The sequence below is a fragment of the Lacinutrix sp. YIN62 genome (assembly GCF_057219185.1).
This window is the reverse complement of the sequence record NZ_JBXVVH010000001.1, coordinates 197572-220583: the sequence shown is the minus strand read 5'-3', so window position 1 is coordinate 220583 and position 23012 is coordinate 197572. Positions and strand designations below refer to the sequence as shown.

The following is a 23012-nucleotide window of genomic DNA, read 5'->3' as shown; positions in this document are numbered from 1 at the left end:
ACAGATAATACTAGCGTCTACCCCTTTTATTCTTATTTTAAATTTTTGCCTGGTATGTGTACAGCTCATAATAGCGTCCTTTTGCTGCTATTAAAGCATCATGGTTACCGCGCTCTGCTATTCTACCAGACTCTATAACCAAAATTTGATCTGCTTTTCTAATTGTGCTCAAACGATGCGCTATAACTATGGTCGTTCTATTTTTTGTTAACTCAGACAGACTTTTTTGTATTAAAGCTTCGCTTTCCGTATCCAAATTTGAAGTCGCCTCGTCCAAAATAATAATTTTCGGATTGGCTAAAATGGCTCTAGCAATGGCTATACGTTGCTTTTGCCCACCAGAAAGCTTTACTCCTCTTTCACCTATTAAAGTTTCTAATCCGTCTTCAAAACGATCGGTAAACTCATTAACATATGCTGCTTCTACTGCTTTTTGCAATTGTGATTCGGTAGCATTAGGTCTTGGAAACATAATATTTTCTCGTATACTGCCTTCAAATAGAAACTCATCTTGTAAAACAACCCCCAAATGCTTTCTAAAACTATTCAGTTTTACTTTAGACAAATCATTACCATCTATTAAAACTTGCCCCGATTGTGGGTTTAAGAATGTTGCCGATAAACCCGCTATTGTAGATTTCCCTGACCCCGAACTTCCTACTAATGCTGTTACAGAACCAGAAGGAGCGTTAAAGTTAATATTATGTAATATTTGTTTTCCTTCTTCATAATGAAAGTTAACTGCTTTAAAAGCAATATCACCTTTTACATTTTCCAATGGAATTACTCTATTTAAATCCTCGTCTTCTGCAGCCATATTCATTAATTCTTCGGTACGATCTAACCCTGCTAAAGCCTCGGTAAGTTGACTTCCAATATTACTCATTTGCACTATAGGAGCAATCATAAACCCAAGGATTAAAGTAAATTCTAAAAATTGACCAGAAGTCATACTACCTTCAATCATATAATATCCACTAATGCCCATAATACCTGTTGTGGCAACACCTATTAAAAAGGTAGAAGAACTCATTATTAAAGCATTTGCTGTTAAGCTCTTTTTTACATTTTGAAAAAGCCTTTCAACTCCTTTTTCAAATACTTTATTTTCTTGTGCTTCAGAATTAAATGCTTTAATAACCCTCACGCCTGCTAAGGTTTCTGTCAATCGCCCTTTTACTTCTGCATTTATCTTACCTCTATTTCTAAAGATTGGGCGTATGTATTTAAATGCTTTTAAAGCAATAATAGCAAAAAGAGATAAGGGTACAAATACAAAAAGGGTCATCCAGGCATTAATCCGTATTAAAATAATTAAAGAGACTATTGCAGTGAATGTTCCACCCACTAACTGTACCAAACCTGTTCCTATAAGATTTCGTACGCCCTCAACATCACTCATAATTCGAGAAACTAAAGCGCCAGATTTTGTGTTATCGAAAAAACGAATAGGAAGCGACAATACCTTTTTTTGTACCTGTGCTCTTAGCTCACTAATTAAATATTGTGCTTGCACACTTAGAACCCGTGTTAATAAAAAAGACGTTGTTGCTTGAATTGTTATTGCAGTAATAACAATGGCGATAAGTTTATAAAGCTGCTCATAATCCTTATTAGGCACAACGCTATCTAATAACACTTTACTTTGTATAGGTAAAACCAATCCCGAAAGGCTTCTAATAACGATTAATATTAAACCAACAAACACATAATTCCGTTTTGGCCAAATAATAGTTCTGAAGGCAGCTGCCATAGTTACCTTTCGCTTTTTTTTAGATCCAGAAGCTTCTTTTAAATGTTGCATTTAGTTGTTTTTTTGAACGCAAAAATAGAAAAGTTATAAACGATCTTAATGCTATTATTCTAATAATCGTCTATGGTAATTAATTTGCCCTAAATGATATGATAAATGCATTGTTAAATGAATTAAGAAGTATTGGGTGGTCATAGGTGCTTCGGAAGCACGACGTACATAAGGCTTTTCTAAATCGGCTGCTGTTAATGTTTTCAAAGTCTGTTCAACAATAACTATGGTTTTATCTATTTGTTCTATAAGCTCAAGACGTGGTACATCCTTAAGAGAGAACTCTAAATCTCTATGCCTAATATAACCTGTATTACCTAGCGATGCACCAATAAAAGTGTTGAGATTACCAACAATATGTAAGCATAAATTTCCTGCTGAATTTTTTATCGTTTTATCTAATAGCCATAAATTTCGCTCGTCTATATATAATTCTATCTCTTTCTTTAAAGCATTTAAATCTCTTTTAAATAATTTAATAATACTCTCTATTAACATATTATAATGCTGTTATTATTTAACTTTTTATTATCTAATATAATACTTGTAATCTGTATAAATGGAATTTATTTAGTGTAATTTTGCCCTATGCAAAAACAACAATCTTTTAAGTTCGAATTTGTAGCTTTAATGGCCGCTTTAATGTCCTTAGTTGCGTTATCTATTGATGCTTTATTACCTGCTTTACCAGATATAGGAGAATCTTTAGGAGCAACACAGAGTGTTGAAAACCAACAGCTCATCACAATGATTTTTTTAGGCTTAGGTGTTGGTCAGTTAATTTTTGGTCCTTTATCTGATAGCCTAGGAAGAAAGCCTATGGTTTATATTGGTTTTCTAATATTTATTGCTGCTAGTATTATTTGCGTCACTACTAAAAGTTTTGAAATGATGATTCTGGGGAGAATTCTACAAGGGATTGGTTTATCGTCTCCAAGAACCATTGCTATAGCTATGGTTAGAGATTCTTACGATGGAGATTATATGGCAAAAGTACTGTCTATTATTGTTGCTTTTTTTATATTAATTCCTACAATAGCTCCTGCATTTGGGCAATTCTTTTTAAATGTTGCCGATTGGAAAGCCATTTTTAACGCAAATCTAATCATTGGCATTATTATTATTATTTGGTTTTGGAAACGCCAACCAGAAACACTAACGAAAACGCATCGCATTACATTTAAATGGCAGCTATTTATAAACGGAACAAAAGAATTTTTTAAACATAAAAACGCTGTTGCATTTACTTTTGTTTCGGGATTTATTACGGGATCGTTTATGGTGTACTTAAGTACTTCACAACAAATTTTTGAAAAACAATATCATTTGGGCGAATGGTTTCCATATCTATTTGCGAGTACAGCTTTAGCCGTTGGTGCCTCTACCTTTATGAATAGTCGTTTAGTTATAAAATATGGTTCCTTTAAAATTGCTTATGTAGCCGCTATAGCTTATGCGCTTATTTCTGTTTTATATATTATTCTATTTTATCAAGGGAGAAATCCACATATCGCTGTATTATTAGGTTTTTTCTTATGTCAGTTTTTCGCAGTAGGCTTGCTTTTCGGGAACCTTCGCGCTTTAGCGATGCAACCTTTAGGCCATATTGCTGGTATCGGCTCTGCTATTAATGGCTTTATATCTACTGTTATGGCAGTTCCTATCGCAAACTATATTGGAAGCTTTGTAAACACTTCTGTACTCCCCCTATTTGCAGGATTTTCTTTTTTTGGCTTGTTATCCGTTTTAGTTTTTGCGCTCATTAAACAAAAATTAAAATTAGTAAAAGCTTAGTTTCAGTTCTTTATATGGCAATAGAAAAAGTTAACTAAATTAGTCTTATTGATTATAATTATTAAAACATTCCCTAAAGTAACAAATATAATTAAGACAGGAAGAGCTTGTTACAACACACCGTTTTTATATGATGTTAACGTTAGCATTCGTTATATAGTTTACTTTAAAACGCTACTTATCAAGTCTTTTATATTTTAATTATCAAAATTTAATGATTAAATCCCATAATATTTTTATATTTTTGTTTGCTTGTAATTAAAAAAGATAGATGACCTACCAAAAACAGAGGGGTAAAAACCTAATCTCATTATTGCTCTTTGTAGCTTTAATGCTACCTGTTGCTGTTCAGTTTACTCATTTATTTGACGATCACGAGCATAGCACATGTAGTGAAAAGACGACTCATTTTCATAAGTCTACAACAAAATGTGAAATATGCAGTTTTCATCTAGCGTCTTTTAACTATGATATAATCAAATATCCTGATTTAACATTACCAAAACCTATACTAAAGGCTAATGTAAATTTCAGACCATTACAAATCCTTTCTTTTAAAGTAAATCATAAGCAGTTACGCGCACCACCTATTTTTTCTTAGTAAATTAAACTCATACGTTTTATGTTAATTAAGAATTTATATGCGCAACTATGCCTTTTTAATACTGCTATTAAGCAGTATTACCGCTATTTCACAAAATTGTGACAATACGCTTTATGGAACTGTAACCGACTTTCACGATGGTTCATTACTTATTGGAGCAACCCTTATTGTTTCGGGTACAGAACAAATTATACAAACAGATTTCGATGGAAAATTTACCATCTCAAACCTATGCAAGGACACTTATACTATACAAGTCTCTCATCCTTACTGCGTAACAAGAGATTTCACAGTTAAAGTCTCTGGAGAGACTAAAAAAACCTTTAAACTAGAGCATCACTTAGAAGAGCTTAATCAAATTACGCTTGCAGGGAAAACCTATAAAGAAAAATCCAAAACAATCTATGAAAATACAATTTCAAAAGAAGACTTAGAACAATTTAGTAATGGTTCACTTGGTGACGCTCTAAATAGCGTAAGTGGTGTTTCCTCTCTAAACACAGGAAATACAGTAGTAAAACCACTTATTAATGGCCTTCATAGCAGCCGTGTTGTTATTATTAATAATGGGGTCCGAATGGAAGATCAAGAATGGGGAGCTGAACATGCGCCTAACCTCGATATCAATACTATTGATAACCTTACCGTAATAAAAGGTGCTAGTGCTTTACAATATAGTGGTGATGCTGTTGGTGGTGTTATTATAGCTGAAGCTTCAAAACCACCTGTAAAAGATACGCTCTATGGCAAAACACTATTTTCAGCAGTAAGTAATGGGCGTGGTGCTTCTATAACATCAAAAATAACTCAAAGCCATCAAAATGGTTGGTATGCATCAGCACAAGGGACATTAAAACGTTTTGGCGATTTTGAAGCTCCCGATTATATACTAAGTAACACTGGCCTTTTTGAGCGTAATGTTTCTTTAAAAGTTGGCCTTAACCGTTTTAACCATGGCATTGAAGCTTATTACTCTCTTTTTAAAAATGAAATAGGGATATTAAGAGCCTCTCACCTAGGCGGCGCACAAGATTTAGTGCAAGCAATAAACAGTGATAACCCTTTAATAATTAACGATTTTACATATAATATAAACGCCCCTAAACAAGAGGTTGCTCATCATCTTGCACGGCTAAAAGCTTTTAAAACGTTTGATAACTTTGGAAAATTGAGTCTGCAATATGATTTCCAACGTAACAATCGTCTGGAATTCGACATAAGACGTGGAGAAAACAAAGATAATGCCGCTTTGGATTTACAATTAAGTACACACACGCTTTTATTAGATCTAAACACTCATATAACCAATGAAATACATTTAAAAACAGGGCTAATGGGTGGTTATCAAAATAACTTTGCAGACCCCAATACGGATGTTCGTAGACTTATCCCCGATTATGATATGTACAATTTTGGAGTATATGCCATAGCCGATTATCGTTTAAATGACGCATGGATTCTTGAAGCTGGTGGGCGTTTTGATTATACATATATGGATGCTTTTAAATTCTATAAAACCTCTTTTTGGGAATCGCGTAATTATGACGAATTGTTTCCTGAAATCGTTGTAGAGACCTATGAAAATCAAATATTAACCAATCCGAAATTGCATTTTTATAACGGTTCTGGAACGTTAGGAACAACATATACCTTTGAAAAGGATTATAAATTATTTTTTAATTATTCTATTTCCTCTCGTTCTCCAAATCCTTCAGAGCTCTTCAGTGAAGGTTTGCATCATTCTGCCTCAAGAATTGAGTTGGGTGACCTTCGTTTTAACTCAGAAATAGGTCATAAGGTTTCATTAACACTACAGCGAAATAATGATAACTTCAGTTTTTCTGTGAACCCATATATTAATACAATTTCTGGCTTTATCGTTAATGAACCTACGGGAGTTAGACAAACAATAAGAGGTAATTTTCAAGTCTGGGAATACCGCCAAACTAATGCACAGTTACTCGGTTTTGATTTGGATGCCTCATACAGTTTTACGCCAAACTTCCTCTTAAAGAATCAGTTTTCACTGGTAAAAGGCTATGATCGTACTAGAGATACTCCACTAATAAATATGCCTCCCGCAAACTTAACACATGAAATTGTATATAAAAACCCTCAATTAAACAATATTCGACTGTCTTTACAAAGTGTGTATAATTTCAAACAAAATGAATATCCTGATAATAATTTTGAAGTCTTTATTCCAGAAACTGAAACAACAGAAAATGTTGATGTGAGTACCCCTCCTAATGCATACCATTTGCTCAATTTTAACTCCAGTATTGTTTTAAAAACAAATAAAAAAGGAGGAACATTTACCGCTGGTTTCGGTATCACAAATATATTAAATACCTCCTATCGAAATTACCTGAATCGCATGCGTTACTATGCTGACGATTTGGGTAGAAATTTTTTAATAAACCTAAAAATCAATTATTAATTTTAAATTAAAAAGAAAATGAAAAATGTAAAATTCTTAAGTAAAGTAGCATTAATAGCCCTTTTATTTACGGCTTGTTCTAATGATGATGACACACCTGAACCTATAAATGAAGAAGAGGTTATAACAACGGTAACTGTAACACTTACTCCAAACAATGGAGGGACAACAATTACCTTAGAAACTCGTGATTTAGATGGAGATGGACCAAATGATCCTGTTATTAACGTTTCTGGTAATTTAACAACTGGAACAGTCTACAATGGCACTATTAAACTACTTAACGAAACTGAAAGTCCTGCTGAAGACATTACAGAAGAGGTTATAGAAGAAAGTTTAGAACATCAATTCTTTTATACACCAGCAGGTGGCTTAGAAGTAACGACTGCCTACGACAATTTCGATTCTAATAACAATCCATTAGGAACAGAATTTACACTTGTAGCAGGAGCAGCGAGCTCAGGGACACTAACATTTACATTACGTCATGAACCTACAAAACCTAATACAGGTCTTAGCGATGCTGGTGGAGAAACCGATGTAGCTGCTACTTTTGACATAACAATAGAATAATTTGAATTTGTTCCCTTTTTAAACCCTAAAATACTTTTTGCCTGTTTTTCAAAAGGTATTTTATTTAGAATTTCCCTTTTAAAGGCCGAGGTCTAAAGTCATAGCATTTACAATTTGCTCCTTTCGATACCTAAATCGAAAATTGTAAAAAAAAGCTATGGCTTTACCAAGGCTAATTAGTATACAAAAAACTATTCCTAGTTTAAAAGTTAGCAACGTATACCATCATTCCTACTCACGTAATAGTCTTGTTTTTTTTAAACACTACACCCCTTTTTAATAATATTTGTTTTTAAATATCACTAAATACAACTTTACATAAATAGCTGATTACCTCATTTTAACTAAAGTATTTTAACATACATTAAAAAATGAGTTTAAAATAAATATAATTATCTGTTATATTGTAAATGTAAAAGCTGGAATGTCTTTCAGTTTAAAGTTTTTCTAAGCATTTTATTAATACAACTTAATTAACATTTGTCCAAAACTTGCCCATCTATATTAAACATCTTTTTTCGGTGTTCAGTCCCCCAGCGGTACAATTCGCTCATTACAGATTTACAGGTCTTTCCATACGCTGTAATACTATAAGTAACTGTTACGGGACGCGTATTTTCTACTTTTCTAACAAGTAATAAATTTTCTTCTAAAAATTTTAATTCTTTAGATAGCATTTTTGGTGTAATCCCTTCAACAATTCGTTCAAGTTCTTTAAAACCACATGTTTCATAAAATGTAAGAGCGGTTATAATTGGAATTTTCCATTTACCACTAAAAACCTCCAACGCATCTCTAACAGGAATCATATAATTACCAAAATGTGCTTTCATAGGAACTTTTATATCCTTTATCGTCTTATCCTTCATATACTATACTTTTAGATACCACTATATTTAATATACTAGCTTTCCAAATTAAACCGTTTAAATTAAGTTTGCCAAATAAAACAATAACTAATTATAAAATGAAAAAAAGAGATTCAATAATCTATTATGTAGTAACAGGCCTATTCAGTTTTATGCTTTTAGCTGGAGCTATTACTTATTTTGTTAACTATGAAATGACCAGTAAAATGTTTGTCAGTTTAGGAGTTCCTACACAAATCATATATCCCTTAGCAATTGCCAAAATAATAGGGCTACTAGTGATTTGGTTTATACAAAATTCACTTCTCAAAACATTAGCCTATATTGGATTTGCACTTAACTTTATTTCTGCTTTAATTGCTCATTTAAATGCTAATGATGGAGGCGCTTATGGCCCAACAATTCCATTTATTCTTTTAATTATATCCTATGTGTTTTATAACAAAAAAAACAATAAAATAGTGTAAATAGGCTATTATTTAAAAGTATATTACATAATAAAATATATGTAAGCAACTTGAAATCATGCTAAAAGCACTGTTAAAAATGCAATTAAATTATACATCGAGATAAGATTAAATTTATCTTTAGGTATTAAAATGCCTAATTATGAATATATAAATTACCAGAGTAAAATCAATTTTAACCTGTAGCCATATTTCAGGACGAGACACTATGAAAGATCCTTAAAAACACATCAAATATTTATAATTTAATTGTTTAATATATTCATTATAAAAAAGAGGTATAGGTATGTGAGGAACATTTAAGTATTTACTTTATTAAAAGCACATTTGTTGTAAAACAAATGTGCTTTTAACGAAGATGTAACAATCGTTATCTTCCAAAGAATTTACCAAAAAAACCTTTTTTCTCATCTTTAGAGGGATCGTCTAGTTTTTCTTGATTATATATTAATTCCATAATATATTGAACATAAGATTTACCCTTTTCTTCTAAAAAACCATTAAGGTATTTCTCACTATATTCTAAACCACTTGCAGATTCAATTTGAGAGAGTTTTTTATACAAAGGCTCTATATGATTTACTATAACTTCTTGAGGAATCGCTCTCCTTCTGGCAAAATAATTTGCAATTTCGCCTTCTTCATCTTTTGCAATCTCAAAATCTGTAATCACCCAGTAATAACGTCCTGATCGTGCTAGATTTTTTATAACTGCATGAAAATTCTCTCCACTTTTTAACTTCTCCCAGAGTAACTTAAAAATAACCTTTGGCATATCTGGATGACGAATAATGTTATGCGGTTTCCCCATTAATTCATAATCCTCATATCCACTAACGTCTACAAAAACTTCATTTGCATATTCTATTGTGCCTTTAGGACTGGTTTTACTCATAATAATTTGAGTCTTGTCCCAAGAAACCTCTTTATCGATCAATGACGGTCTGTTTGGAGCTTGATAATCTAAATTCATTCTGTTTTTTACTATATTATTTGTTTGTTTGCATTGGTTTCTAGCAGATTAAGTTTTCCTGCTAGAGTTCTATAAATATAGGGTTTTTAAAGCCATTTAAAAGTCATTTTATAGCAAGAAATATAAATTATAATAAAAAAAACACAAAGTACTGATTATCAAAAAAAGAACTCTTAAAAAAGAAGTCTATTGATTACTTTATAAGAAACTCATGAACAGTTATCCTGGTTAGCTTAAATTTAATTTGATATAGTTATTAATTTCTTTTTTTAGGTGAATCATTACATTTATTAAATATATGCGCTAAAATAATAGCTTTCACTTCTACCGCTTTTATAGTGTTCTTTTTATTTCCAGCGGCTACTAAAATAGGCTTCTCTAATGGATCTATAGCTGTTCTACCATGCGAGCCCTTAATTAATGTTGGATTAAGTGATATAAAATCGAATAGTATCCTAAAGCCCATTTTTTTAAATAAAACTTTCATCAAGATCTTTATTTTTAACCCTTTCTTTTTAGTGTTTAAAAACAATTCAACGGGATCGTAGCCAGGTTTTCTATGGATATCTACGGTACGCGCAAAATCTGGCGCATATTTGTCATCGAACCAATAGTAATAAGCAAACCACGCTTCTTTTTCTGCAACAACCATAAAATTTCCAGAGCGTTTATGCCAAATATTTCTTTTCAGTTGTGCTTTTTTATCTAGGACTTCTTCTACTCCATTTATATTTTTTAATAAAAGCCTTACTGTTTCTTCAAAATGTGGCTTGCAATAAATATGGGCTACTTGATGATCTGCAACAGCAAATGCCTTACTCGCACCAGCATCTAATAATTCCTTGTCGTTCTCTATGCGAATACTTAATAATCCTTTTTTTCTAAAAATACGATTGAGGTAAATGGGCTTAGAAACAGGAGAAATACCATATTCAGAAATTATTATAGGCGTTATATTTTTGTTCTCGTAAAATTCAATCAAGTCTTTTAAAAGGAGGTCTAACGCTTTAATGTCTTTTTTTACTTTAGTCGAGTTATAACTATATTTCTGTAAGCAATAATCAAGATGTGGTATGTATACTAATTGTAACGTAGGATTGTATTTATTGGAAACATATTTAGACGCATCGGCTATCCATTTACTCGATTTTATTGTTGTTCTTGGTCCCCAAAAATGAAATAAAGGAAAAGGCCCTAATTTACTTTGTAATTCATCCCTAAGTCCACTTGGACTACTATAACAATCTGGTATTTTTAATCCATTAGCCCTATATTGTGGTCTAGGCGTTACAGCATAATCTACACTAGAATACATATTATACCACCAAAACATATTTGCACAAGTAAATTTAGGGTTTATATCGCGTGCTTCATCCCAAATACTTGGGGCTTGAACTAAAGCATTAGACTGTTTCCAAAATTGAACTTCCGATAGCGCTTTATTATACCACCCATTCCCAATAATTCCATGTTCCGATGGCCATTTTCCCGTAAGATATGTGGCTTGAACACTACACGTTACAGCTGGTAAAACAGGTTCAATCGTTGCCAATTGCTTACCGTTTGTACTCCATTTAGAAATAAATAATGTTTTATCGCTTAATATCTTAGTACTTAGCCCTACTACATTAATAACAACAGTTTGTTTCATCATTTTTCGCCTATTTCATTTTTTACCCAATTAATTTCCCTAATAATAGCGCTCGTTATATCTGTTTGCATTTTATCTGGTAAGATATTCCAGGTATAAGTCTCAATTTCTAAGTGTGCTGTAAATTTTTCTACCTTCCAGAGTTCTAAGGTTTCTATTAAATCTTCTTGTGTTGATTTCAATTCTTGGTATTCAGCTAAAAAAACAGGGACATGATAATGGGTTCTTAGCTCTTTAAAACTACTTAAAGTCATAGCATCAATAGCAGCATCTAAATCTTTGAATTTTAAGTAATTATTATTTTTTGTTTTAATTACTGCTTGATGTAGGTAACTTGGTTCATGAAAAGCTCTTAAACGCTGTTTTAATTGACTAATTGAATGCTCTTTAGTAGTACATTTTAATGCCGCGCTTAGTTGTAATTTACCTATTTTAATGTTGTTTGCGTTCATTTTTGTTAGGGTTTCTAATGGTTTTTCATAAGCAATAGAAAAATGGCAAACGTCTAAACATAATTGAATATGCTCGCGAATAAAAAGAGAAGCTTCATTAAGGGTGCATTTATTTTTTTTCATCAATAGTCGCGCCCCTTTTTTTAAGAGATAGTCGTTATAAAAGGCTATAAAGTCTTCTGAATTTTCAATAAATCCATCGGGTTCTGGCTCAATATCAAGATGCATACTTTTACCCGACCGTTTCTTCAAAAGAATAAGATGTGCTACAACATCTATTAAATATTCACAAGCTATAGTTTTGGCCGCTTCCATTGTCTGACTCGATGTATACCAATATTTATAAGATATTGGAGATGTGGAAATTCCTCCAACCAAATGCTCTGGTATTAGTTGTTCTAAAATATTAAACAATAATATGGTATATGCTTTTCTTAAAGGTGTGGTCCAATCAGGAGCATGTACTTGATCTTTAATAATTTCATTATGAAAATTCCCGAAAGGAAATCCATTTATGGTAAACACGTATAAGTTGTTTTGTTTTAGCCACTCTTTAAAGGCCTTTAATGTAGCGTTATCACTTAGCTCCAATGCAGCTTGATTAGAAAGCCTTAAGCCAATACCAAACGGTTTGTTTTTAGACACTTGCTTCTTAATGTTGAGCGTATACTCTTTTAAGTTTTTAAAAACATCTAACCAGGATTCTCCGGAATGAATATTTGTACAATAACTTAAATGTCCTGTGGATCCAATTTTCATGCTGTTAAATTTTCTACAGGTTGAAAGCTGTTTAAATACTGTACAGAGGCATGTAGTTCAGTGGCCTCCATTTTATGAACTTCCACGCCTTCACCAATTTTTTGCAGTAACATTATTGTTAGCACACCGCCTAAATGTTCCCTAAACTCTTCTAAACCATAAATTAATTCTGGATTAATACAATAACGCGTTTCTGAATCAAACAATAAAGGATGATTTATATTAAACCCCAAACGGATAAAGCTATTTAAAATTCGTTTTAAGTCCGTTTCAGGTAAACACCCTGTTTTGTAGGAATAACAAGCGTCTAAAGCAATGCCTATAGCGACTGCTTCACCATGAGTTAATGCATAATTCGTGAGGTATTCTAATTTATGTGCTGCCCAATGTCCAAAATCTAAAGGTCTAGAAGATCCCTGCTCAAAGGGATCGCCACTTGTTCCTATATGAGCTGTATGTAATTGTGCACATTTAAAAATAAGGGCTTCCATAACATCAAGGTTTCTACTGGTTAACGATGTTATATTATTTTCTATCCAATCAAAAAATAAAGGATCCTTAATTAATGCGACTTTAATGGCTTCAGAGATACCCGATCGCCAATCCCGATTGGATAATGTCGTTAAAAAGTTTTTGTCATTTATAACCGCAAATGGCGGTTGAAATGTTCCGAGGAAATTTTTTTTATTAAAATAATTAATAGCATTTTTAACGCCTACTCCAGAATCATTTTGAGAGAGGACTGTTGTCGGAATACGAATTAAACGTACGCCCCTATGCGCAATCGCGCTTGCAAAGCCAACCATATCCAAAACAGCACCACCACCAATAGCAATAACGTAAGAGTGTCGATCTATTTTTCCTGTATTTAATAACTCTAGAACTTGCGTTACTGCACTCCAATCATTTTTAATATTTTCACCACCTCCTACCAATAATGAAGGTGTTATTAAGCTAATATTGTGACAGTGTTTTTTAAAATAAACGTTTATATTATTTATTAAATTAGGATGGCATAAAAATACTCCCTTATCTAAAATCACAACGGCTTTCGGGTTCTGACATGCCGCTCTAGAAGTTAGTATACTTGCTAATAACGCATTGTCTAAGTTAAAAATGGCTTCGGTAAATGAAATATTATAATTGAATTGTACTTCAAAGTTTTGTGGTATTATTTTATTCATAAATTAGACCTTGTTTTTTAATTGGATTATTCTCACTTTATATTTAAGTAACAGCAACGTATTTTGCGATTAACATAGATATAGGCAGTAAACAAAGAAGTAAAATAGCATAATACCAATTTGAAAAACCAGCCACATAAATGGCGTTTAGAGGGATTAATGACAGTACTCCTATTTTTACTGCTTGTTGAATGCGTTGTGGGTGATTTTGTTTTAAAGCTCTCCATTTTGCGACTAAATTAATTCCAAACCAAAACAATAAAAAAGGAATTGTTCTCCCTACATTTAAATGGCCACTCAGCATTAAAAAGATAAAAAACAAAACAACCATTGCATCTAAAATAATAGCTTTAACAATAGCCTTTTTATTATTTCCAAAAGCTTCTTTTTGTCCAACCAAGGTAATTGCTGCAATAAAAATTAAGGGTACCAAACCTATAAACCACATCTGTTTAATAACATTATTAAGAATACTCATTCCTAATAAAAGGTTCATCGCTCTACATAAACCCATATTTAGAGGCCCCAAGACGCTGTAATGTTTTGAATACTTGTCGTAACTCAACGCTAAAACTGAAATAGAAACCGCTAGAATACCACTTAAAGCAGAGACAAAGAAAGCTGTGGTAATTCCAAAAACAAATAAACCTAAACCAAATATTTTGGCTTCAATTATAGAGATTTTTCCTCGAGGTAATACGCGTTCAGGCCTGTTTTGTTTGTCATCATTAAAGTCAAAAATATCATTAAAAACGATCCCGCCACCATATAAACCTATTGTTGCTAGTATTAATAAAATCATAGCGCCCAATTTAACTTCAGTAAACGGGTAAAATAAAATGCCCGCAATAGCAAAACCTGCTATAATATCTGAAATAGCTGTTAAAATATTAGCTGGCCTCGCTATTTTTATAAAAGAAGTGAACCGCATTTAATTTTCAATGATATTGGAATAGGTTTTCTTAGTAAACTCTTGGCCTCTTAAAATAGAATTCCCATTTAATAGTTCTTGTGCTTCAATTGTGATCTCTTTCATCCAATCGGTTTCATTAAATTGACCACTCTGTCCATAAACATCTAATGCATTTTTATAACAAGTAAGATGTATATCTTGTTTACAGATGCCACGTTCTTGCATAAGTGCCGCTGTTTTAGGAACGGCCAATGGATCACTTACGCCCCAATCTGCAGAGCTATCTACAATAATCCTTTCAGAACCATATTGCTTAACCACCGCAACCATACGCTCATTCCCCATTTTAGTATTAGGATAAATGGTAAATGCAGCCCAATACCCACGATCTAATACCGCCTTAACGGTTTCTTCATTATTGTGGTCTATAACAACCATAGATGGAGCTACATTATGTTCTTCCAAAACGGCCATGCTTTTTAAAGTACCCTTTTTTTTATCGCGATGTGGCGTATGCACCATTATTGGAAGTTTTAGTTGTTTTGCTAACTCTATTTGTTGCCTAAAATAGTTGTCTTCAGCTTGTGTTTGATCATCATAACCAATTTCCCCAATAGCAACCACACCTTCTTTGGCAGCATATAATGGTAATAAGTCCATAACCTGTTCTGCTAAAGCCTCGTTATTTGCTTCTTTAGAGTTTAATCCAATTGTACAATAGTGTTTAATTCCGAATTGTGAAGCGCGAAAGCGTTCCCAATTCACTAAACTATTAAAGTAATCTTGAAAAGAGCCTACAGAAGTTCTGGGTTGTCCCATCCAAAATGCAGGTTCTATAATTGCGACTATTCCAGCGGCTCTCATCGCTTCATAATCATCTGTTGTTCGTGAAACCATATGAATATGGGGATCTATATATTGCATAAATGTATTATTTAATATTATTGAATTTTTTTCCGATATCAACCCACACAGAATCATTTACTAATATTCTTGGAGCTGTTTCTTGTAAAGCAATTTGTGCAGCGCTACGCTCTAGTTCATTGTTTGAATTTATAGCCTTTTTTAATGTCGCTTGAAGTACAGGGTGACTATATCCAATCATTAATTGCCATACTTCTGGAGATACGGTTCGTCCTGCAGACCATCGTTCTTGAATATAATCGTTAAGAATTAGTGCTAATTTTTCATTATTTCGTTTAAGAAGATCATATATTTTATATAATGGACGCCCCATAAAAATAGCTTTAAGAACCAATTGATTCCATGCGTTTTCTGATAAAAAACTAGCCGCATGTGGATTATTTAATGCAATAGCATCAAAAATATCGGTGACATTAGTTCTAATACCTTCTTCTACAGACGGAATAAATGCTTTTGTGTTCTCGATAAAGAAAAGGTTTCTATAAAAATCCTCTTGCTCTCTTACGCTCCCTTTTTGGAGAAGGTTTTTAAAAATTCGCGCATTGCTTTCTTGAGGTAATTTAGTCATAAGCACTGCACGACAAATGGTTTGCTTGGTCCACACTTTTTTGGAAAAAGAAGGATATAACTTTTCTAAAAAGGCTAACTCTTTAGTATCCCATTCAACATTATCATTAGCTATAAAACGAAAAACTAAACTATAAATACCCAAAAATTGATCCTCTAATGCCTCTGTAATTTTAAAAGCACTATTGTTAATCAGCCAACGCAATTCATTATCTAACAATTTACTATAAACCATATCCTGAAATACTATATTGGGAATGGTTGCATGTATGGTATTAGCCATATTTTAAATTTTTACTGTTGATTTATTAGTTTTAAGCATTGTTAATTCAGCTATAGTTAACTCATCCTTTGTGACGTATTCATAACTTGGTCCAGCAACATACCCAGGATTTGTAGGGTCTGGTAATGCCATTAATTTTAAAGCATATAATCGCAAAGCATACATTGAGCCCATAGCATTATTTAACGCATTAGGTGTGCCGTTAAATGTTTGGTGTAAACTATTTAAGAGACTTGTATAATTATAATTAAACAATTTACTATTTAAGTACGCCAAAGAGTTTTTAGGGTAATTGCTCATTTTCGGATTTTCTGCCATATTTGGTATTTGTGCAGGAAAGAAAGGAATGGGTTCGCCAGAATAAGAATAACCAACTGCTGCTTTAGGGTCTTTTACTAATGTTTTACCTTCGTATATTTCTTCAAACCTATAAAAATGTGCTGGCTGATGCTCACCTTTCGGTTCATCGCTACTTTCAATAAAAGGATCTGTTGAAGTCCCTTCGCCTTGATCTACAATTAGGTTTATTGCTTTTATAGCTGTTTTTAAGTTTGTTATAGGGAATAATTCATTTTTAGGGAACCATTTATTATCAACCACTTGTTTTTTGGGGTCTCCTATAAAAATGGTTTTATTTTCTAAGTGAGCTATAATTTCATGAATCTCTAATATTATTTTTAAGTAGTGATAATACATTCCAATAGTTATCTCTTTTTGAGCCTCCATCTCTTTTGCTTTTGCTTGCAATTCTAACAACCGACTACTACCCGTAGTGCGTTTTAATTTTATATCTATTCGTGTTTCTGGTTCTTCAATAACCATAAAAACAGTTTTAACTATTTCCTTTGAAAACTTAGCAATAGGTACAACTAAACTCTTTTCTACACCTCCGGGTAAATGTCCTGGATATTTAGGCACAAAACCAGGTTTATTTAATACGGGGCTTCCGCCTATTGCATTTAATAAATTACAAGCAATCGTTAAGTGCAACATTTCTTCAATAACAACAGAATGAATAAGCCCTGCTATTTTTGTGTTTTTAGTATTTGCGAGAGAAAACATAGCTGTTAAGTATGGCGGAATGGTTGCATGTTCTAATACTATTGCTTGTTGTACAGCATTTTTTAAACCTCCAATAGAATCTATTTTTATATTTTTAAGTAAAATCATAATTTTTAAAATATGTATTTAATTAGTTATGTATTTGCTTCACCCGTTTGTTTTGCTTTTAAAATGCCATCCAAATAATTTAAAATCATTTGTTGCTTATCTTTAGAAAGGTCTCTGGTAACTGGCATGTAATTGGGATCGGATATATCCTTAGCAAAGACAAATTTTAAAATTTTCGCATGTTCATTAACAACGTTTTCATTTGCTAATTTGAACACCCCTTTTGACATAAGGGGATATAAATTAGAAAACAACTGCATTATAGGTTGTAAATCTGACCATGTAGGGTTAGCTATTATTTTAGGATTTACAGTATCGAAAACAAGAACACTAATAAAATTTGAAGGATTACAATTTGCAAAAAAATCGCCTTCTAGATTGTAATTAATAGCATAGACCTGTCCATCAATAAAACCTCTCGGATTTCCTGGAGCATTGGCTTTTAATTCTAAATTAGCCAACCCCTTTTTATTCGTAGTAAGAGTTGCACTAAAATTTAAAGCATTTGTTGGGACTCCAACTGCAGGCCCTCCAGAACGTTGCAATAATTCATCTGAGTCAAACTGTGTAACGATAGATTTATTTGCTAATGGTTTCCCTAATTGCGTTGCATAAAAATTAACATGAGCTTTTTCTTTTGGATTTAAGCGATATACATAGTTATCTGCTACAACATAATTAACTTGCTCTTGAAACATTAATGTAACGGTTTCGTTTAAATCGAATACGTTATTTTGTGTGGACTTATAATCTAGAATAACTAATGGATTCACTTGAACAAGCGCTAAATTTTTATCGGATAAATGGAAAGTACAGATCCCTGAGCCTTGTTCATACCATCCTGATGCTTTATAATTTATTTTACCTAAATAAATATAGTTTGGATTATTGGCGGTTCCTGTATTTACGGCAAGAACTAAGTTGGCTGTTTCTACAACACCTATAGCTGCTGTCTTTATTTTTTCAGGCTTTCCTTCTGTATCAATAATGTCTATTTTCTTTTCAGGCGCAATGCCAAACTGTAAGGAATTAGAAAAATTTAAAACGATTCTTTTAAGTTTTTCATCAACAATAGCCATAGCATAATTAACTGTTGAAACCTTAGGAAACAACTGCCTCCCACTTACATGATGAATAGGCTCTCCTGCAAATGCAGGGCCAATAGTACCTGCCATTCTACCTATAGTAAACTCCGGAGAAGTATGGTCGCCATTATAACGGTCTACTGTAAATTGAATCGATAAACTTTTACTACTTGTTTTTTTTAATTCTTTTAAATATCTAGAACCTGAGTTCTCAATAGTCCATTCTAAGTTTTTAATTATAGACTGGTAGCTTGCTCCTGCTCCAGCATCGCCCGTTTTGTCTGTAGAACGATTAAACCATATGTTTGTAAATGCAGCCACTTCATAATCGCCTTTTACATAAACTGTTTCCCCTTTTCCGATACGTATTATTAAACCCCATATTTCTGAAACCATTTGTTGTTGAGAATCTAAATCAACTATTTTCCCAGCAACACGACTATCGGTATCCATAATACTCATCCCTATAATGGGATCATCCTTAGGGTCTTTCGCTTGAGTGCCATCTAGATAAGTTACACTTTGAATAGTAAGGTCTATTAATCTAAAATTACCTGTGCCATCCGGGTTCCACCAACCATTAGCATTTTTTTCGTCTCTATAGTTTTGATAGTTAGGTTGAAAAGTGGCGTTGTTAAAATGATTTGGATCATTATTTACAGTTGATGGATCGGCTTGAAACTTCCCAGAAAAGGTAAGCCTTGGTGTATTTAAATATGACATTTTGAATTTTTATTGGTTAATTATGAAACTATTAGATTTCCAATAAATTAAAATTACAGATTGTTTATAATTTAATTACACGTATAAACACTTGGTTTTTAAGCTAAAAGCGTTTTAGCCTTAATTAAGAATCATTCTACGTTATTCTGGCACTTTGTATTTAACTCATTTAAATACAAAAGCTCCTTTTTAAGGAGCTTTATATGTTTTATAGGTCTTTTTTAGAAACTTGCCTAATAATAATTAATACCTTTTACTGGTACCTGCTTTCTATTACTTATTTCATTCTTGTACTTATAGCAATTCTGTTCCAAGCATTTATTGTCGTTGCAGCCATAATGATAGCTATAATAGTTTCATCGTTAAATAAACGCTGGGCGTTTTGGTATGTTTTATCTGTTAGACCGTTCTCATTGATCAATGTTATTTCTTCTGTAATTTTCAGTAGCACTTGCTCTTCGTCCGAAAACAGGTTTGATTCTTTCCAAGCATTGAGCATATGTAAGCGTTGATGTGTTTCGCCTGCCTTTATTACTTCTTCTGTATGCATATTAATACAATAGGCACAGCCATTAATTTGGGAAGCACGCATTTTGATTAATGAGATTTGCTGTTTACTTAAAGGCGATTGCTTTAAAAAGGCTTCTAAAGCAAACATTCCGTCGTATGCTTTAGGTTCCTGTTCATAAATATTTACTCTTTGTTCCATGTTTGATATAAATTTTAATTCAAACAAAAGTAAATACAAGAACAGTTAATCTTCTTAAACCTGTTCAAGAAATGTTCTTTGTACTCCTCCCCTTTTTTAACAAGCTACACAATGATTATATTCTAACTTAATTTTTTTGGAATATAAATAATCCTAGCATTGCAAACCCTTGCACAACCTCCATTATCTAAACAATTTTTAATTGCACTACCCACACAACTACCATCAGCGGCATCACAATAAGTAGTAATAGTACCATCTTCAGTTTCACAATCAATTTGTACAGTACCTTGTTTTAATGCATTAAATGTGCCATTGTAACCATTTTTAAAAGCATTTATAAATTTAATATCAGCAACAATTTCAACATTCTTTTTAGTAAACTTACCGCCTTCTAAAACTATTTGAAATGTAACAGCTTTTTCAATTTCATTACCAAGTGTAGTAATTTCAGACATTATTTTATCAATCGACTGATTATCGTTTATGTCTTCAATGCTGTCCTTACTGCAAGAACTTAAAGAAAGTACAAAAAGTAGTATCCCTGTAATTTTAATAATTGATTTCATAATTTTAAAGTTTAAGGTTCATCGAGTTCTAAACACTAATTTAGAACTTTTTCAAAGTTAATATATTTAAATATCAACGTGAAATAATTTATAACATATTTATAATCAATAAATTACACCATTACCAACTTACAGATAAACGACTCATTCTGCATTTAAATTTGAATGGCTATATGAATAACAAAGGAGTTCTCTAAGGCCATAGAACATACATCTAAATTAGCTTGTAAGAAATGATGTAAAAGCAATATAGTAAATCATCTCGAAATTTTAAAAGAGAAAGTAAAGGTGATTTATAACACGTGGGAATTCAATAGCGGAAAATGTATATTGTAGTTCTGATTTTGATTTTGCATTTGGTCCCACTTGGGGAATACAAAGAAAATATGGAAAGAATTTTGACTTGTTATTTGATATTGGACCGCAATACTATTTGGATACAAATGGCAATAGAAACATTTGGCCAATTATGCTACAACTGAATATGGGGTTTGATTTCAAAAAGAAATAAAAACATTTTTAAGAGTCTCTAATCTGTTATATTAAATATACTACATATAAGCGCGATATAATAGAACTAAGATTATCTTTCCCGTTATTAATGCATACCACTATTAATTAAATATTTAGTCAAAAAAGGATTAAATATTATATAATAAATTGCAATAATTAAGATGATTTTAATAGCTAAATTATTAACTTCGCCCTTGTGTACTTATTACAAAACAATACCTTGCTTTTATATGCTATATCCTTATGATATTAACTAAAAAACAATAGAGGTATTATTGCTTTGTTTATCACGTTTATGTTATGTATATTTAAACCTTTCTGCTCGTACATTACCTAGATTTATTCTTTGTACTTACCATCAAAAAGCGCTTTAAATTTCTGATAAAATTTTTAAACAAAAAATCGTAAGACTACACTTAATGTTTACAAATTAAAATAATTATAAAAAAAGAGACTGTTTAGCTATACTCTTAATAAAATAACTAATTTATTAAATAGATTAACTTTCATAACATTACAGTTACAATAGTATAATATGAAAATGAGAAAACGTATTACCTTACTTCTCCTTAGTTTTACCTTCATTCTGGCTTGTGAACGGGATGATATCTGTCCTGAAGAAACCCCAACTACTCCAAGTTTAGTTATTGACTTTTTAAACAATTCTAATACAGATAGTCCTAAAAACGTAGTGGGTTTTAGAGTAGAAGACGCCGATAACATGGAGCATGTATTACCTGATTTTAATGACATAACCACAGCACAAGTACTACTGCCTTTAAAAACAACTGAAAACAGCACTCAATTTATACTTTATAAAGATTATAGCCTTATAGACGATAATGGTACACCTGATGATACTACAGATGATATTTCTCTTAGAAATGGAGACCTAATCACTATAGAATACAACAGAAAAGATATTTATGTCTCTAGAGCTTGTGGCTATAAAAGTGTTTTTGAAAATGTACTAATAACTGTAGAGCCTGACTCAAACAACTGGATATTAAATGCTATTCCGGTTAATGATAATCCAACTGTAGAAAATGAAACAACAGCACACTATAACCTATTTCATTAGTCTTTTTCTAACCCTTTTCTTATTTTGTGTAAACGTAAACGCACAAAATGAAACTCAAAAAGATAAGGCCGATCTTAAAAAAGATTCTTTGAAAATACAACAAAAATATGGACTTCGTTTAGGGGGAGACTTAAGCAAACTTATCCGCTCCTCATTAGATGATGAATACAAGGGCTTCGAATTGAGCGGAGATTATAGATTAACCCATAATTGGTATCTCTCAGCAGAAATTGGAACAGAAGAAAAGGACACAAGTACAGATTTTATAAGTACAACAGCTTCTGGAAATTATTTTAAAGCGGGTTTTGATTATAACATGTATACCAACTGGTTAGATATGGAGAATATGATTTACGCAGGCTTTAGAGGAGGCTTTAGCACTTTCTCTCAAGAATTAAATAGCTATACGGTTTACAATACAAATCAATTTTGGCACCCGCAATACACTACTAACGAAGCCTTAAAAGTTGATGGACTCTCTGCAATTTGGATCGAATTGATTTTAGGTGTTAAAGCAGAAATATTAAACAATCTATTTTTTAGTTTTAATATACAATTAAAAAATATTGTTTCTGAAACTGAACCTGGTACTTTCGAGAACTACTATATTCCTGGATTTAACAAAACTTATGATAGTGGTAACTTTGGTGTTGGCTATAGCTACACCATTTCTTATCTCATTCCTGTTTTTAACAAGAACAAATAAATATTCAATAAACAATTAATACCTAATTTAAACTTCATTTCCTTTATTGTATATTATTATTTACGCCATTAAAGTTAAGTCTTATTTAAGTAAAAAACTTAGATGAATAACATTGAATTATTTTAATAGCTAATAAGCTGTTATATGTTATATTTTAAGAGATAAGCCCTCTCACAATAAACAATACATTGTATTTAAA

21 protein-coding genes are annotated in these 23012 nt (G+C 32.1%); 7 read left to right on the top strand and 14 right to left on the bottom strand.

The window, feature by feature from the left end:
• Positions 1-37 precede the first annotated feature (37 nt).
• Both AC2D8I_RS00905 and AC2D8I_RS00900 read right to left on the bottom strand, forming a co-directional pair.
• Positions 38-1804, bottom strand: a complete 1767-nt coding sequence (locus tag AC2D8I_RS00905) for an ABC transporter ATP-binding protein (RefSeq protein ID WP_484704100.1) — start codon at positions 1802-1804, stop codon at positions 38-40.
• 54 nt (positions 1805-1858) lie between these two features.
• Positions 1859-2302: a DinB family protein gene (locus AC2D8I_RS00900; protein WP_484704099.1), complete on the bottom strand. Its 444-nt coding sequence runs from the start codon at positions 2300-2302 to the stop codon at positions 1859-1861.
• A 90-nt stretch (positions 2303-2392) separates the two neighbouring features.
• On the opposite strand from AC2D8I_RS00900, the gene AC2D8I_RS00895 reads away from it, so the two are divergent.
• From AC2D8I_RS00895 to AC2D8I_RS00880, 4 genes are all read left to right on the top strand, one after another.
• Positions 2393-3598, top strand: a complete 1206-nt coding sequence (locus AC2D8I_RS00895; RefSeq protein ID WP_484704098.1) for a multidrug effflux MFS transporter — start codon at positions 2393-2395, stop codon at positions 3596-3598.
• 271 nt (positions 3599-3869) lie between these two features.
• Positions 3870-4199, top strand: a complete 330-nt coding sequence (locus tag AC2D8I_RS00890) for a hypothetical protein (RefSeq protein ID WP_484704097.1) — start codon at positions 3870-3872, stop codon at positions 4197-4199.
• 40 nt (positions 4200-4239) lie between these two features.
• Complete coding sequence (locus AC2D8I_RS00885; RefSeq protein WP_484704096.1) at positions 4240-6642, top strand: TonB-dependent receptor; 2403 nt, start codon at positions 4240-4242, stop codon at positions 6640-6642.
• 18 nt (positions 6643-6660) lie between these two features.
• Positions 6661-7215: a type 1 periplasmic binding fold superfamily protein gene (locus tag AC2D8I_RS00880; protein WP_484704095.1), complete on the top strand. Its 555-nt coding sequence runs from the start codon at positions 6661-6663 to the stop codon at positions 7213-7215.
• A gap of 473 nt (positions 7216-7688) precedes the next feature.
• Here AC2D8I_RS00880 and AC2D8I_RS00875 read toward each other — a convergent pair whose 3' ends face one another.
• Positions 7689-8084, bottom strand: a complete 396-nt coding sequence (locus AC2D8I_RS00875; protein WP_484704094.1) for a winged helix-turn-helix transcriptional regulator — start codon at positions 8082-8084, stop codon at positions 7689-7691.
• Between the two features lie 98 nt (positions 8085-8182).
• Here AC2D8I_RS00875 and AC2D8I_RS00870 point away from each other — a divergent pair, with 98 nt between their 5' ends.
• Positions 8183-8551, top strand: a complete 369-nt coding sequence (locus AC2D8I_RS00870; RefSeq protein ID WP_484704093.1) for a DoxX family protein — start codon at positions 8183-8185, stop codon at positions 8549-8551.
• A 370-nt stretch (positions 8552-8921) separates the two neighbouring features.
• Here AC2D8I_RS00870 and AC2D8I_RS00865 read toward each other — a convergent pair whose 3' ends face one another.
• The 11 genes from AC2D8I_RS00865 to AC2D8I_RS00815 all read right to left on the bottom strand — a co-directional run bounded on the left by AC2D8I_RS00865 (position 8922) and on the right by AC2D8I_RS00815 (position 20513).
• Complete coding sequence (locus AC2D8I_RS00865) at positions 8922-9524, bottom strand: PAS domain-containing protein (protein WP_484704092.1); 603 nt, start codon at positions 9522-9524, stop codon at positions 8922-8924.
• A 256-nt stretch (positions 9525-9780) separates the two neighbouring features.
• Entirely contained in the window at positions 9781-11178 is a 1398-nt protein-coding gene (locus tag AC2D8I_RS00860) for an alkaline phosphatase family protein (RefSeq protein ID WP_484704091.1), read from the bottom strand.
• The gene (eboE, locus tag AC2D8I_RS00855) at positions 11175-12386 is read right to left on the bottom strand and encodes a metabolite traffic protein EboE (protein ID WP_484704090.1); all 1212 of its coding nucleotides are present in this window, start codon (positions 12384-12386) and stop codon (positions 11175-11177) included. Before eboE ends, AC2D8I_RS00860 begins: the two co-directional genes overlap by 4 nt.
• A complete protein-coding gene (locus AC2D8I_RS00850) occupies positions 12383-13570 on the bottom strand; it encodes a 3-dehydroquinate synthase (protein WP_484704089.1) in 1188 nt (395 codons plus the stop codon). The genes eboE and AC2D8I_RS00850 overlap by 4 nt, the downstream gene beginning before the upstream one ends.
• A 43-nt stretch (positions 13571-13613) precedes the next feature.
• Entirely contained in the window at positions 13614-14501 is an 888-nt protein-coding gene (gene eboC, locus AC2D8I_RS00845) for a UbiA-like protein EboC (RefSeq protein WP_484704088.1), read from the bottom strand.
• On the bottom strand, positions 14502-15407 hold the full coding sequence (locus tag AC2D8I_RS00840) for a TatD family hydrolase (protein ID WP_484704087.1): 906 nt from the start codon (positions 15405-15407) through the stop codon (positions 14502-14504).
• A gap of 7 nt (positions 15408-15414) precedes the next feature.
• Positions 15415-16257: an EboA domain-containing protein gene (locus tag AC2D8I_RS00835; protein ID WP_484704086.1), complete on the bottom strand. Its 843-nt coding sequence runs from the start codon at positions 16255-16257 to the stop codon at positions 15415-15417.
• Positions 16258-16260: 3 nt separating this feature from the next.
• A complete protein-coding gene (locus tag AC2D8I_RS00830) occupies positions 16261-17427 on the bottom strand; it encodes a ferritin-like domain-containing protein (RefSeq protein WP_484704085.1) in 1167 nt (388 codons plus the stop codon).
• Between the two features lie 26 nt (positions 17428-17453).
• Entirely contained in the window at positions 17454-19235 is a 1782-nt protein-coding gene (locus AC2D8I_RS00825) for a hypothetical protein (RefSeq protein WP_484704084.1), read from the bottom strand.
• Between the two features lie 277 nt (positions 19236-19512).
• Entirely contained in the window at positions 19513-19944 is a 432-nt protein-coding gene (locus AC2D8I_RS00820; protein WP_484704083.1) for a carboxymuconolactone decarboxylase family protein, read from the bottom strand.
• A 122-nt stretch (positions 19945-20066) separates the two neighbouring features.
• Positions 20067-20513: a hypothetical protein gene (locus AC2D8I_RS00815; protein ID WP_484704082.1), complete on the bottom strand. Its 447-nt coding sequence runs from the start codon at positions 20511-20513 to the stop codon at positions 20067-20069.
• A 1048-nt stretch (positions 20514-21561) separates the two neighbouring features.
• On the opposite strand from AC2D8I_RS00815, the gene AC2D8I_RS00810 reads away from it, so the two are divergent.
• Both AC2D8I_RS00810 and AC2D8I_RS00805 read left to right on the top strand, forming a co-directional pair.
• The gene (locus tag AC2D8I_RS00810) at positions 21562-22107 is read left to right on the top strand and encodes a DUF6452 family protein (RefSeq protein WP_484704081.1); all 546 of its coding nucleotides are present in this window, start codon (positions 21562-21564) and stop codon (positions 22105-22107) included.
• A complete protein-coding gene (locus tag AC2D8I_RS00805) occupies positions 22073-22813 on the top strand; it encodes a DUF6048 family protein (protein ID WP_484704080.1) in 741 nt (246 codons plus the stop codon). Before AC2D8I_RS00810 ends, AC2D8I_RS00805 begins: the two co-directional genes overlap by 35 nt.
• Positions 22814-23012 lie beyond the last annotated feature (199 nt).

Excerpts from the sequence above, each read along its gene's own strand:
- AC2D8I_RS00870 (WP_484704093.1), top strand. The coding sequence starts at position 8,183 with ATGAAAAAAAGAGATTCAATAATCTATTATGTAGTAACAGGCCTATTC.
- AC2D8I_RS00820 (WP_484704083.1), bottom strand. The coding sequence starts at position 19,944 with ATGGAACAAAGAGTAAATATTTATGAACAGGAACCTAAAGCATACGAC.
- AC2D8I_RS00815 (WP_484704082.1), bottom strand. The coding sequence starts at position 20,513 with ATGAAATCAATTATTAAAATTACAGGGATACTACTTTTTGTACTTTCT.
- AC2D8I_RS00885 (WP_484704096.1), top strand. The coding sequence starts at position 4,240 with ATGCGCAACTATGCCTTTTTAATACTGCTATTAAGCAGTATTACCGCT.
- AC2D8I_RS00830 (WP_484704085.1), bottom strand. The coding sequence starts at position 17,427 with ATGATTTTACTTAAAAATATAAAAATAGATTCTATTGGAGGTTTAAAA.
- AC2D8I_RS00860 (WP_484704091.1), bottom strand. The coding sequence starts at position 11,178 with ATGATGAAACAAACTGTTGTTATTAATGTAGTAGGGCTAAGTACTAAG.
- AC2D8I_RS00825 (WP_484704084.1), bottom strand. The coding sequence starts at position 19,235 with ATGTCATATTTAAATACACCAAGGCTTACCTTTTCTGGGAAGTTTCAA.
- AC2D8I_RS00850 (WP_484704089.1), bottom strand. The coding sequence starts at position 13,570 with ATGAATAAAATAATACCACAAAACTTTGAAGTACAATTCAATTATAAT.
- eboC (WP_484704088.1), bottom strand. The coding sequence starts at position 14,501 with ATGCGGTTCACTTCTTTTATAAAAATAGCGAGGCCAGCTAATATTTTA.
- AC2D8I_RS00835 (WP_484704086.1), bottom strand. The coding sequence starts at position 16,257 with ATGGCTAATACCATACATGCAACCATTCCCAATATAGTATTTCAGGAT.
- AC2D8I_RS00810 (WP_484704081.1), top strand. The coding sequence starts at position 21,562 with ATGAAAATGAGAAAACGTATTACCTTACTTCTCCTTAGTTTTACCTTC.
- AC2D8I_RS00805 (WP_484704080.1), top strand. The coding sequence starts at position 22,073 with ATGAAACAACAGCACACTATAACCTATTTCATTAGTCTTTTTCTAACC.
- AC2D8I_RS00895 (WP_484704098.1), top strand. The coding sequence starts at position 2,393 with ATGCAAAAACAACAATCTTTTAAGTTCGAATTTGTAGCTTTAATGGCC.
- AC2D8I_RS00840 (WP_484704087.1), bottom strand. The coding sequence starts at position 15,407 with ATGCAATATATAGATCCCCATATTCATATGGTTTCACGAACAACAGAT.
- AC2D8I_RS00900 (WP_484704099.1), bottom strand. The coding sequence starts at position 2,302 with ATGTTAATAGAGAGTATTATTAAATTATTTAAAAGAGATTTAAATGCT.
- AC2D8I_RS00890 (WP_484704097.1), top strand. The coding sequence starts at position 3,870 with ATGACCTACCAAAAACAGAGGGGTAAAAACCTAATCTCATTATTGCTC.
- AC2D8I_RS00865 (WP_484704092.1), bottom strand. The coding sequence starts at position 9,524 with ATGAATTTAGATTATCAAGCTCCAAACAGACCGTCATTGATCGATAAA.
- AC2D8I_RS00905 (WP_484704100.1), bottom strand. The coding sequence starts at position 1,804 with ATGCAACATTTAAAAGAAGCTTCTGGATCTAAAAAAAAGCGAAAGGTA.
- eboE (WP_484704090.1), bottom strand. The coding sequence starts at position 12,386 with ATGAAAATTGGATCCACAGGACATTTAAGTTATTGTACAAATATTCAT.
- AC2D8I_RS00875 (WP_484704094.1), bottom strand. The coding sequence starts at position 8,084 with ATGAAGGATAAGACGATAAAGGATATAAAAGTTCCTATGAAAGCACAT.
- AC2D8I_RS00880 (WP_484704095.1), top strand. The coding sequence starts at position 6,661 with ATGAAAAATGTAAAATTCTTAAGTAAAGTAGCATTAATAGCCCTTTTA.